Raw genomic sequence first — 11,923 nt, forward strand, 5'->3', positions numbered from 1 at the left:
CATTAACCTCTGTATTTTGTCGGATTTACACCCAGATGTTGTTGTACGTAACGGCTAAAATAAGCAGGAGAGGAAAAACCGAACATATCGGAAATACGGACGAACGTTAGTGATTTGTCGCGCAGCAAACGCGAGATGTCGAGTGTGGTATAACGGTTTATCCAGTAGTTTGCTGTATAACCGCTTACTTTCTTGGAAACTTCCGAAAGATATTTGGAGGTGACACATAGGCAGTCGGCATAATAGGTCACTTCACGATGCTCGCGGAAAGTTCCGTTCTCCAGCATGTTGAGGAAACGGCTCATGATGGAAGCATTTTGTACAGAGATATTGTCCTCGCCATATAGATGGGAGTGGAAATCGAAGAAGTCGAGTATCAACATCTGTGTGGAGGCGATAAGCATATCGCGATGGAAATGATGGTCTGTATTCCGGAGTCTGTATTCCACTTGTTCAAAATCCCGGAGACATAGCTCTTGCTGTTCGGTAGTCAGGGACATGATAGGATTGAGAAATAGGGAAAGTTGCCCTTTCATGCCGTAGTTGTTCTGTGGTGTACTCAGCACCACAAAGCCCGATGCGATATAGATGACCTTTACGCGAAAATCTTCTGAAGGTTGAATTTTCTCTACCAGTTTTCCTTTGCGGACAATCATCAGGTCGCCGGCACGTAGCTCGCGTTCCTCTCCATTGTACTTCAATCGGCAGATTCCTGACAGACAGAGGGCGTGTGCAAGATAGCCACTGTATGCGTCCGTCCCCAGACCTTGAAGAGTATCGGCTATTATAATATTTGCGGTTTCTCCCATTATACAGTTGTTTGGTTTCGATCACAAAAGTATATGTTTCCAATAATATAACTTCTATTGTGGGCAAGAAATATATTGCCTTTTTTATTCATTTCAAATCTGCCCGAATTTCGCAAATTCTTCATACCTTTGCATCCGTTAATTTTAGAAACCAATAACAAAACAGAACTTATGGGAGGTTTTTTCGGAACAGTCGCCAAGGCAACAAGCTGTGTGGCGGATTTGTTTTACGGCACAGATTATAATTCACATTTAGGGACAAAACGTGGTGGGTTGGCTACATACGATGCAGAAACGGAGCAGTTTACCCGTTCCATTCACAATCTGGAAAGCACTTATTTCCGCACGAAGTTTGAGGATGAACTGGATAAGTTCAAAGGAAATTCCGGAATAGGAATCATCAGCGATACAGACCCTCAACCCCTTATCCTCAACTCCCACCTTGGTCGCTTTGCCATTGTAACGGTAGCCAAAATAGTAAATCTGCAAGAACTGGAAACAAAACTGTTGGCCCAAAACATGCACTTCGCCGAACTCAGTTCGGGCAAAACCAATCAGACGGAACTTATCGCCCTCCTTATTATACAAGGAAAGACATTTGTCGAAGGAATTGAAAATGTGTATAAGCATATCAAAGGTTCTTGCTCCATGCTGTTATTGACGGAAGACGGCATCATTGCCGCTCGCGACCGCTGGGGACGTACTCCGATTGTGATTGGCAAGAAAGACGGAGCGTATGCCGCCACAAGTGAGTCGAGCAGCTTTCCGAATCTTGGTTATGAGATAGACCGTTATTTGGGACCCGGAGAGATTGTTCGCCTGCGTGCCGATGGTGTGGAACAGATGCGCAAGCCTGATGAGGGAATGCAGATTTGTTCCTTCCTATGGGTATATTACGGTTTTCCCACTTCCTGCTACGAAGGTAAGAATGTGGAGGAAGTGCGTTTTGCCTCCGGTTTCAAGATGGCACAGACAGATAAGTCAGAGGTGGATTGTGCCTGCGGCATTCCTGATTCGGGTGTAGGTATGGCGCTTGGGTATGCCGAAGGTAAAGGAGTTCCTTATCATCGTGCCATTTCCAAATATACTCCGACTTGGCCTCGTAGTTTTACTCCCAGCAAGCAAGAATTGCGTTCGCTGGTGGCAAAGATGAAGCTGATTCCCAATCGTGCCATGCTCGAGGGTAAGCGTCTGCTGTTCTGTGATGACTCTATTGTCCGGGGGACTCAGTTGCACGACAATGTGAAGGTGCTGTATGAGTATGGTGCCAAGGAGGTGCATATCCGGATTGCTTGTCCTCCATTGATATATAGCTGCCCGTTTGTAGGATTCACGGCTTCCAAAAGCGACATGGAGCTGATTACCCGTCGTGTCATCAAGGAGCTGGAGGGTGACGAGAATAAGAATCTCGATAAGTATGCCACTACTGGCTCACCCGAATACGAAAAGATGGTGGACGTTATCCGCGAGCGTTTCGGACTTTCATCCTTGAAGTTCAATACGTTGGAAACTCTGGTTGAAGCTATCGGATTGCCTAAGTGTAAGATATGTACGCATTGTTTTGATGGTAGCAGCCATTTTTGATTGACATTTTGTCCTTAAGAAATAAAAAAGGGGCGTGAATTGCTTGGCAGTTCACGCCCCTTTTTTTATCTTTACAGCACAAAATAGTGGTTAATGATTAGTGATTAATGATTAATGCCATTCGGATAATGCTTTTCGCCAATTACTAATCACTGACCATTAATCACTAACCATTAATCACTAATCATTATTCATCATGACTTTAGTAGAACGTTTTTTAAAGTACGTAAGCTTCGATACTCAGTCCAGTGAAGAGACTGAGATTACTCCGAGTACTCCGGGGCAAATGGTGTTTGCCCGGTATCTGAAAGAAGAATTGGAATCTTTGGGTCTGGAAGAAATCACGTTGGACGAAAATGGTTATCTGTTCGCCACTCTTCCTGCCAATACAGACAAGCCGTTGCCCGTCATCGGCTTTATTGCCCACATGGATACAAGCCCCGATATGAGTGGCAAGAATGTTTCTCCGCGTATCGTGCAGAATTATGACGGTAAGGACATTGTTCTTTGCGCCGAAGAGAATGTGGTTCTTTCTCCTGCCCAGTTCCCCGAACTGCTCGACCATCAAGGGGAAGATTTGATTGTGACCGACGGCAAGACCTTGCTTGGTGCCGATGATAAAGCCGGTATTGCCGAAATTGTATCGGCGGTGGTATATCTGAAGGAGCACCCCGAAATCAAGCACGGTAAAATTCGTATCGGCTTTAATCCGGATGAGGAAATCGGTTTGGGCGCCCATAAGTTCAATGTAGCGCAGTTCGGTTGCGAATGGGCCTATACCATGGATGGCGGAGAAGTGGGTGAACTTGAATTCGAGAACTTCAATGCGGCCTCTGCCAAGATAAGCTTCAAGGGACGGAATGTGCATCCGGGCTATGCCAAGAATAAGATGATTAACTCTATCCGCGTTGCCAACCGTTTCATGTCCATGCTTCCGGCTGACGAGGCTCCGGAGCATACCGAAGGTTACGAAGGTTTCTATCATCTGATAGGCATTACCGGCGAGGTGGAGCAGACAACAGTCTCTTACATTATCCGTGACCACGACCGCACCCGCTTTGAAGAGCGCAAGAAGGAGATGGAACGTCTTGTGGCAAAAATCAATGAAGAATACGGTCCGGGTACCGCTACTCTGGAACTTCGCGACCAATACTATAATATGCGCGAGCAGATTGAACCGGTGATGCATATCATCGACACCGCTTTTGCCGCCATGAAGGCGGTAGGTGTAGAGCCTCGTGTAAAAGCCATTCGCGGAGGTACGGACGGTGCCCAGCTCTCTTTCAAGGGCCTGCCTTGTCCCAATATCTTTGCCGGTGGCTTGAACTTCCACGGCCGCTATGAGTTCGTGCCTATCCAGAACATGGAGAAAGCCATGAACGTCATCGTCAAGATTGCCGAGCTCGTAGCAAGCAAATAGATAATTCATAACTCATAACTCTAATAGTTCCATGAAAACCACTCCGTTTACCGAAAAACACATCTCGCTGGGTGCCAAGATGCACGAGTTTGCGGGATATAATATGCCTATCGAGTATTCCGGCATCATTGACGAGCATCTTACAGTATGTCAGGGTGTCGGTGTATTCGACGTCTCACACATGGGAGAATTTTGGGTGAAAGGTCCCCATGCTTTGGACTTTCTGCAGAAAGTGACTTCCAATAACGTAGCTGCCCTCACACCGGGGAAAGTACAGTATACCTGCTTCCCAAATGAAAATGGAGGCATTGTGGACGACCTTCTGGTCTATCATTATGAGCCGGAGAAATACCTGCTTGTCGTGAATGCGTCGAACATTGAGAAAGACTGGAACTGGTGTGTGTCTCATAACACGGAAGGCGCTGAATTGGAAAATGCTTCCGAGCACATGGCACAGCTTGCTGTGCAAGGACCGAAGGCTATTCAGGCTTTGCAGAAGCTGACTTCCATTAATCTTTCCGACCTTCCTTACTATACTTTTACCCACGGTGAGTTTGCCGGAGAAAAGGATGTCATTATCTCCAATACCGGATATACCGGTGCGGGTGGTTTTGAACTTTACTTCTATCCGGAGGCTGCCATGAAGATTTGGGATGCCGTGTTCGAGGCAGGCGCGGAGTTCGGCATTAAGCCAGTTGGTCTGGGTGCGCGCGATACGCTTCGTCTGGAAATGGGCTTCTGTTTGTATGGCAATGATTTGGATGACACCACTTCGCCCATTGAAGCGGGTTTAGGATGGATTACCAAGTTTGTGGAGGGAAAGAACTTCACCAATCGCCCGATGCTGGAAAAACAGAAAGCGGAAGGCACTACCCGTAAGTTGGTGGGATTTGAAATGATAGACCGCGGTATCCCCCGTCATGGTTACGAGCTGTATAGTACAGACGGTACTGCCATCGGTGTGGTTACCTCCGGAACTATGTCGCCTACCCGCAAGATTGGTATCGGAATGGGGTATATCAGACCCGAGTACAGCAAAGTCGGTACGGAAGTCTGCATTGACATGCGGGGACGTAAGCTGAAAGCTGTGGTTGTGAAGCCGCCGTTCCGCAAACAGTAATAAGAAGAAGGAGGGTGTATCCCAAAATCACCTTATGACTGTTTCTTAGATACTGACATGGGCTTTATTTTTCAGACGGAAGAACAAAAAGACAAAAGTAAATATGTTCTTTTGTTCTTCCGCCTGAAAAAATAAAGCCTGTTTCATCCTCTATTATATTCTGCTTATCCTGTCCAGCATCCGGTTCGCCCAACCTATCTCTTTATCGGTCCATTCCTTTTCTGCTCCTTCTATACCTTGACCTTCGTAATCCGAAAGCAAGATGATGTATTCCTTCAGTATATCGGCGGCTTGGGCTTGCTTGTTCATACGCATCAGCAGTAAGATTTTTTGTTTATATATGTCCAGATTGGGGCTTGTCCCTGCCAGTTCCTTGGCTTTGTCAAGCATGGCGAGGCAGCGGTTGTTCACTTCTTCCGTATTGGACAGTGCCATTTCTGCCTTTACCAGAATAACGTAGTCATTGTCTGTGGCGAGTCTGTTGTCGATGTTCTTGCGTATCAGCCGGGCGGTTTCCTTATATTGTTTGTTGGCATAATTCATGGCTGCATTGAAGGAAATGACATCACTGGTAGTCCGGAGGTAGGGACGGGCGCTCAAGTTATGGGCTTTGCCGGCCTTTTCTATGCGCTTTTGCAGGTCGCTGATGCTGCCGTAGCGGGGAATGTCGTTACTGCGTTGGTGCAGGTTGTAATAACCGATGATTTTGCTGAGGGCGGATGCAACTCCGTCGGGGTTATAGCCCTTGAATGCCAGCAGTTGGCGTGCGATACGGTCTGAAGACGTTTCCTGGGAAGTCTTGTATTTCATCCCCAGCCGGTCTGTTGCCGGAATGCTCAAAAGAGAAGCGATGGCTCCGATGTCAGCCACCAGGCTAACGGCATAAGCGTCCTTGTCATCATCCCAATAGGCGACGTCAAGGGCTGCACTCGCGGTAGTAGCGAAGACATCTGCCCAGAAAGCCGCACGTTTGGCACGCCGCTCGGCACGGTAGATGTTGTTCACCTGATGGTCGAGAACGTAATGTCCCAGTTCGCACGCAATGACAGCCGCCAGTTCGTCTTCTGAATCAAGGATGCAGAGGAGGCCCGTACTGATAACCATCGAGCCGTTGGGAAGCATGAAGGCATCCGGTTCGGGCGACTGGATGATGCGTATGTTCAGACTCTCCCCGCGATTGCTGTCGATGGTGGTGGCGTTCAACTTGGAGAACACTCCCTGCACGTACGAAACGATGTAATCTTCCTGATAGGCTATCTCATTCAGTTTGTCGAGATAGTCCAGGCACTCTTCGTCGATTTCCTGGCGCAGTTTGTGCTTGTAGCCGCGGTCGCTGAAATATTCGTAAAGATGGTTTTTCAAATATATCTGCTGCCAGAATTCCCGGTCGGTTTGCGGAGCGGATATGGCAATGTGGTTCATCTCATTCAAAGGAATGGTCTCTTGTATGCCGTTCATTTCGACAGCATAGCAAATGTTGTTGCTGCTTTCACCGGGATTTTTCATTTTGACAACCCGGCGGATAATGACCGGTGTACCGGCGGGAGATTGCCGGTACTCTTTTGTCAATTCTCCTTTGACAGCGATGTTCCCGCTTAAATCTTTGTACTTTTTGGGCTTGGCAAATCCTGCCGTTGCGACAAGGATTGTCAGGATGAATAGGGTGGCAAGTCGTTTCATGATTAGTATATGTTTTCGGTTTTGATGATACAAAAATAGGGAAGTGTTTTTCCCCTTTCTCGTTTTTTTCCCTATTCTGTGATAGGAGATTCCCTATTTATCGGTCCTGCAGTGGGAGGCGGAAACAAAAAAGGGAACCTTTCAGTGAAAGATTCCCTTTTTTCAGTTTGCTTGAAACTGATTATTTCTTACGGTTACCGTAACGGCTCATGAACTTATCAACACGACCGGCAGTGTCAACCAGCTTAGACTTACCTGTGTAGAACGGGTGAGAGGTGCTGGAGATTTCCAGCTTTACCAGCGGATAAGTTTCACCTTCGAATTCGATAGTCTCTTTCGTGTTGCAAGTGGAACGAGACAAGAATACATCACCATTTGACATATCTTTAAATACTACCGGACGGTAATTTTCAGGATGAATACCTTTTTTCATTTTGATATTTTCTTTTAAAAATTTATATTCTGTTACTATTTTGGTAATAAATAGTGTAATGGTCTTCTTTTCAGAGCGCAAAGATAGTGCAAGTTGGAGACTCTACAAAATAAATTCAGATTTATTTTTATTTAGTAGGTTTATCGCATTTTATTTCTGATTTTTGCAGGACTTAATCTTGTGAATTTATGAGGAAACTACTTGTCTTATGCTCTTTCTGGCTGTGCGTGGCAACGCTGGGGGCACAAAATGCGGAACGGAAACTGTATAGTGTTGCGTTCTACAATCTTGAGAACTTGTTTGATACGATTCATGATGCAGGTAAGAATGACTATGAGTTCCTGCCCGACGGCAGTTACCAATGGACGGCAAAGAAGTATGAGTCCAAGCTGCAGAACCTTTCCAAAGTGTTGGGTTCCCTTTCGCGTGATTTAGTGCCGGAAGGTCCGGCATTCATCGGTGTGGCAGAGGCGGAGAACAGCCGGGTGCTGGAAGACCTCGTGAAGCAGCCGGCCATTTCCAATTATGAGTTCGTGCATTATGAAGGACCGGACAGACGGGGCATCGACTGTGCCTTGCTGTACGACCCGAAGCAGTTCAGCGTTACCCACTCAAAGTTGGTGCTTTCTACTCCTTTTGAGGGGGATACGGTGCACTTGACGCGCGGCTTCCTGATTGTGGACGGACAACTGGCGGGAGAGCGTGTCTGCGTGATAGTGAACCACTGGCCCTCCCGTGGGGCAAAGTCACCGGTGCGTGTGCATGCAGCCAGGCAGGTAAAGGCCTTGAAGGACTCTCTGATGCGTAGCGACAAGAAGCTGAAACTCATCGTGATGGGGGATATGAATGACGACCCGATGGATGAAAGCATGGAGGTGCTGGGTGCACGCAAATATCCGAAGCAGGTGAAGAAAGGCGAATTCTACAATCCCTGGTGGGAGACACTGGAAGACAAGGGAGTGGGGACATTGCTCTATCGGGGCAAGTGGAACTTGTTTGACCAGATTGTCATTTCGAAACCGTTGCTGAAGGCTAAGAAAGGGTTGCGCTATGATCACAATGAAGTTTTCATCCGCGATTATCTGATTCAGCAGGATGGCAAATACAAAGGTTCCCCCTTGCGTACGCATGGGGGCAGGACTTGGCTGAACGGTTACAGTGACCATTTGCCGACCATCATCTATCTGAAAAATTAGTATTACATAATAATGTGTAAACAGATGCCGGAGAGCAAACATGTTCTCCGGCTTTTTTGTTGATAGAAGTATAGATGGCAAAAGTATGGCTGGCAGAGATAAATGCAAAGAGTTTGTAATATAGAGATTACAATAATCTGTTAAATGAAGCCAATAGCTTTAAAATAGAATGGATTTGGTAGGATGAGCCGGATATTTTATTCCCGTCAAGTTCTTTACTTTAAAGGATAATGATTACTTTTGCGTAGAATTTTAATTCACTAACAATAAAATTTAAACAAAATGGTTAATTACAAAGATTTAGGACTGGTAAACACAAGAGAGATGTTTGCTAAGGCTATCAAAGGTGGATATGCTATTCCGGCATTCAACTTCAACAATATGGAACAGATGCAGGCTATCATCAAGGCTGCAGTTGAAACAAAGTCTCCGGTTATTCTTCAGGTATCTAAGGGTGCCCGTCAGTATGCCAACGCTACGCTGTTGCGTTACATGGCTCAGGGTGCTGTTGAGTACGCTAAGGAATTGGGTTGCAAACATCCTGAAATTGTTCTTCACCTTGACCACGGAGATACATTCGAAACTTGCAAGAGCTGTATCGACTCCGGTTTCTCTTCAGTAATGATTGACGGTTCACACCTTCCGTACGAAGAAAACGTTGCACTGACTAAGAAGGTAGTTGACTATGCCCATCAGTTCGACGTAACTGTAGAAGGCGAACTCGGTGTATTGGCCGGTGTAGAAGATGAAGTTTCTGCAGAACACCATACATATACTAATCCTGAAGAAGTTATTGACTTCGCTACCCGTACAGGTTGCGATTCACTGGCTATCTCAATCGGTACTTCTCATGGTGCATACAAGTTCAAACCCGAACAATGCCACGTTGACCCTGCTACCGGTCGTCTGGTTCCTCCTCCTTTGGAATTTGCCGTTCTGGATGCTGTAATGGAGAAACTTCCGGGATTCCCCATCGTTCTTCACGGTTCTTCTTCAGTTCCTCAGGAAGAAGTTGATACTATCAACAAGTATGGTGGTAAGCTGGAAGCTGCTATCGGTATCCCCGAAGAGCAGTTGCGTAAGGCTGCCAAGTCTGCTGTTTGCAAAATCAACATCGACTCTGACTCACGTCTGGCTATGACAGCTGCTATCCGCAAGACATTTGCTGAAAAACCGGCAGAATTCGACCCGCGTAAGTATCTGGGTCCGGCTCGTGACAATATGGAAAAACTGTACAAGCATAAAATCATCAACGTGCTTGGTTCAGAGAACAAATTGGCTCAACTGGACTAATCGAAAGATAATCCGAATATAGCGTCAGCCCTTGCAATATTGATGTTGCAAGGGCTGACTTGTTATATATAGGCCGGTGTTGTGGGATGGTTAAGTTCGCCGGTTATTTCAGAAGCGGATGTTTCAACGTGTACAACAGTCTGTTTCCTTTAACAAAACAGTCTGTTTCCCTTAACTGAACAGTTTGTTTCAATAAAGAGAACACTTCGTTCCAATATGCAAAAACACTTCGTTCCAATACGTAAGAACACTTTGTTTCTACATATCCGAACACTTTGTTTCTCTATACTGGAACAAAGTGTTCACCGTTATGAACTAACAGATTAGCTATATTTGAGACCGGTGAAAAGCATATCCCCGTGACACCTATTCCATACTAAAAATCCCTTGCAGATGGCTGGCAGGCGAGGTGTCTGCAAGCTATCTGCAAGGGAGATTTGCAAGAATGAGCTCTCTGTGTGGAGTGCGCGTTATAATTCTATCACTAATGATTCTCTGGGGCCCATCTTCAGCTCTTCACCGAAGGTGATGGCCTTGCCGCTAAGAATATCTTTTCCCTGCTTGCTGTCTTTTAGGATTTCCTTGTAGAATTTCAAAGGAACGGTGGTCTCTGCATCTGTACCGTTCAGCATCACGAATATCGTCTTGCCTTCGTACTGGCGTGCGTAGGCATAAACACCATTCTGTACCATGAACTGCACCATGCTGCCTTTGGCAATCACATCGTTTCCTTTGCGCCAGTTTAGGATGGTCTTGTAGAAGTCGTAGCACTCGTTCTGTATTTTGGTACGTCCGGCTGGGGTCAGTGCGTTTGTTGCGTCACCGGTCCATCCGCCGGGGAAGTCCTTGCGGACATAGCCGTCGCTCTTGCTCTTCACGCCATTCATCATGACTTCCGTTCCGTAGTAGAGTTGCGGAATGCGGCGGGTGGTAAGCAGCAGGGTAGAGGCTTGCTTCAGCATCGGAAGGTTGTTGCCTTCGCCCAGGAAGCGGTCGGTGTCGTGGTTTTCGATGAATGCCAGTACGGAAGCGGGGTTGGGGTAGAGGAAGTCGTATACGAAGTTATTGTATATGCGGTCCAGTCCCTTGAACCAAGTTTCGGTCTGTTCATTCTTGGCGGTGTTTATCTTATCGAAGAAGCTGAAGTCCATAACGGTCTTGAGGTTACTGTTCTTGGGGGCTGATAGCTTGGAATCCTTCTGCCACCAGGCGGTGTAGGCGGGTTCGGTAACCCAGGTCTCGCCCACGGTGTTGTAGTTGGGATATTCTTCGTTGAGCTCTTTCATCCAGTTGCTCATGGCATCATAGTCGGCATACGGGTAAGTGTCCATGCGGATGCCGTCGATGTTGGCGAATTCAATCCACCAGAAACTGTTCTGTACCAGGTAGCGGTAAACGTGAGGATTCTTCTGGTTGAGGTCGGGCATGGAAGGTACAAACCAGCCGTCGTTCATCTGGTCGGCATCGTACTGGGAAGTATAAGGGTCTACGTGCGGGGTCAGTTTGAAGGAGGTCTGCACGAAGTTGTTTTCGTGGTCGGGGTTGTTGAACCAATCTTTGGAGGGCATGTCCTTAATCCATACATGCTCTACGCCGCAGTGGTTGAAAATCATGTCCATTACGATTTTGATGCCGCGTGCATGGGCTTTTTCAATCAGTTGCTTGTATTCTTCGTTGGTACCGAAGCGCGGGTCTACCTTGTAGTAGTCTGTGGTGGCATAGCCGTGATAGGAACCGCCGGTCATGTTGTTTTCCAGTACCGGAGTAAACCAGAGGGCTGTGACGCCGAGGTCGGAGAAGTAGTCCAGGTGTTGTTCGATGCCGGCAAGGTCACCGCCGTGGCGTGCATTGGGGTCATTGCGGTCTATCTTGTACTCGGCCATGCCCGCAATCTGGTCATTGTCCGGATTGCCATTGGCAAAGCGGTCGGGCATCAGCAGGTACAGTGCGTCGGAGGCGTCGAAACCTTTATGTTCGCAACCTTTCTTGTTGCGTGCCTTCAGTTCATATTCCTTTACGAGTTTCTTTTTTCCTTCAGTGAAGGTGAGGTTGAATTTGCCGGGTTTTACATCCTTGTCCAGTTTCAGATAGACCAGGAGGTAGTTGTTGCTTTCCAGCTTGACGGTGCTGCTCAATGAGACGCCGGGATAATTGACGGATACTGCCGCGTTGCCGATGCCTTCGCCATAGACCATCAGCTGGAGTTCCGGGTTCTGCATGCCGGTGTACCAAAACGGAGGGTCGATTTTGTTCACATTCATAGCTGCATACGTACTGAGGGAGAGTAAGAGTGTTCCCAAGATTAAGAATACTTTTTTCATGATAGTAACTTTACGGTTAATTTTTGCGCTAATTTAAAACAAATAACGGAGAAAGTTAATCTTTCTC

Annotated in this window: 9 protein-coding genes; 5 read left to right on the plus strand and 4 right to left on the minus strand. The window is 46.9% G+C overall.

Annotated elements, in window-relative coordinates:
- Positions 1-2: 2 nt before the first annotated feature.
- Positions 3-809 (minus strand): helix-turn-helix domain-containing protein, encoded by an 807-nt coding sequence (locus DXD65_RS08100; protein ID WP_005826809.1) that lies wholly within the window; start codon positions 807-809, stop codon positions 3-5.
- A gap of 171 nt (positions 810-980) precedes the next feature.
- Here DXD65_RS08100 and DXD65_RS08105 point away from each other — a divergent pair, with 171 nt between their 5' ends.
- From DXD65_RS08105 to gcvT, 3 genes are all read left to right on the plus strand, one after another.
- Complete coding sequence (locus tag DXD65_RS08105) at positions 981-2,393, plus strand: amidophosphoribosyltransferase (RefSeq protein WP_005826808.1); 1,413 nt, start codon at positions 981-983, stop codon at positions 2,391-2,393.
- 196 nt (positions 2,394-2,589) lie between these two features.
- Positions 2,590-3,813, plus strand: a complete 1,224-nt coding sequence (gene pepT, locus DXD65_RS08110) for a peptidase T (RefSeq protein ID WP_005835942.1) — start codon at positions 2,590-2,592, stop codon at positions 3,811-3,813.
- Between the two features lie 31 nt (positions 3,814-3,844).
- Positions 3,845-4,933, plus strand: coding sequence for a glycine cleavage system aminomethyltransferase GcvT (gene gcvT / locus DXD65_RS08115; protein WP_117887535.1), 1,089 nt, complete (start codon positions 3,845-3,847; stop codon positions 4,931-4,933).
- 153 nt (positions 4,934-5,086) lie between these two features.
- Here the strand turns inward: gcvT and DXD65_RS08120 are convergent, their stop codons facing one another.
- Both DXD65_RS08120 and DXD65_RS08125 read right to left on the minus strand, forming a co-directional pair.
- On the minus strand, positions 5,087-6,613 hold the full coding sequence (locus tag DXD65_RS08120) for a M48 family metallopeptidase (protein ID WP_117887536.1): 1,527 nt from the start codon (positions 6,611-6,613) through the stop codon (positions 5,087-5,089).
- A gap of 181 nt (positions 6,614-6,794) precedes the next feature.
- Complete coding sequence (locus tag DXD65_RS08125) at positions 6,795-7,046, minus strand: type B 50S ribosomal protein L31 (RefSeq protein ID WP_005835945.1); 252 nt, start codon at positions 7,044-7,046, stop codon at positions 6,795-6,797.
- A gap of 188 nt (positions 7,047-7,234) precedes the next feature.
- Between DXD65_RS08125 and DXD65_RS08130 the strand changes: the two genes are divergently transcribed.
- Together DXD65_RS08130 and DXD65_RS08135 are read left to right on the plus strand one after the other, a co-directional pair.
- On the plus strand, positions 7,235-8,242 hold the full coding sequence (locus DXD65_RS08130; RefSeq protein WP_005835947.1) for an endonuclease: 1,008 nt from the start codon (positions 7,235-7,237) through the stop codon (positions 8,240-8,242).
- A 282-nt stretch (positions 8,243-8,524) separates the two neighbouring features.
- Positions 8,525-9,535: a class II fructose-bisphosphate aldolase gene (locus DXD65_RS08135; RefSeq protein ID WP_005826798.1), complete on the plus strand. Its 1,011-nt coding sequence runs from the start codon at positions 8,525-8,527 to the stop codon at positions 9,533-9,535.
- 470 nt (positions 9,536-10,005) lie between these two features.
- Here the strand turns inward: DXD65_RS08135 and DXD65_RS08140 are convergent, their stop codons facing one another.
- Positions 10,006-11,856, minus strand: a complete 1,851-nt coding sequence (locus tag DXD65_RS08140; RefSeq protein ID WP_057256382.1) for a glycoside hydrolase family 13 protein — start codon at positions 11,854-11,856, stop codon at positions 10,006-10,008.
- Between the last annotated feature and the right edge of the window lie 67 nt (positions 11,857-11,923).

This window comes from Bacteroides sp. 4_1_36 (genome assembly GCF_003466325.1).
Classification (GTDB): Bacteria; Bacteroidota; Bacteroidia; order Bacteroidales; family Bacteroidaceae; genus Bacteroides; species Bacteroides uniformis.

Coding starts and splice junctions, on each gene's coding strand:
- DXD65_RS08100 (WP_005826809.1), bottom strand. CDS start 809: ATGGGAGAAACCGCAAATATTATAATAGCCGATACTCTTCAAGGTCTG.
- DXD65_RS08105 (WP_005826808.1), top strand. CDS start 981: ATGGGAGGTTTTTTCGGAACAGTCGCCAAGGCAACAAGCTGTGTGGCG.
- pepT (WP_005835942.1), top strand. CDS start 2,590: ATGACTTTAGTAGAACGTTTTTTAAAGTACGTAAGCTTCGATACTCAG.
- gcvT (WP_117887535.1), top strand. CDS start 3,845: ATGAAAACCACTCCGTTTACCGAAAAACACATCTCGCTGGGTGCCAAG.
- DXD65_RS08120 (WP_117887536.1), bottom strand. CDS start 6,613: ATGAAACGACTTGCCACCCTATTCATCCTGACAATCCTTGTCGCAACG.
- DXD65_RS08125 (WP_005835945.1), bottom strand. CDS start 7,046: ATGAAAAAAGGTATTCATCCTGAAAATTACCGTCCGGTAGTATTTAAA.
- DXD65_RS08130 (WP_005835947.1), top strand. CDS start 7,235: ATGAGGAAACTACTTGTCTTATGCTCTTTCTGGCTGTGCGTGGCAACG.
- DXD65_RS08135 (WP_005826798.1), top strand. CDS start 8,525: ATGGTTAATTACAAAGATTTAGGACTGGTAAACACAAGAGAGATGTTT.
- DXD65_RS08140 (WP_057256382.1), bottom strand. CDS start 11,856: ATGAAAAAAGTATTCTTAATCTTGGGAACACTCTTACTCTCCCTCAGT.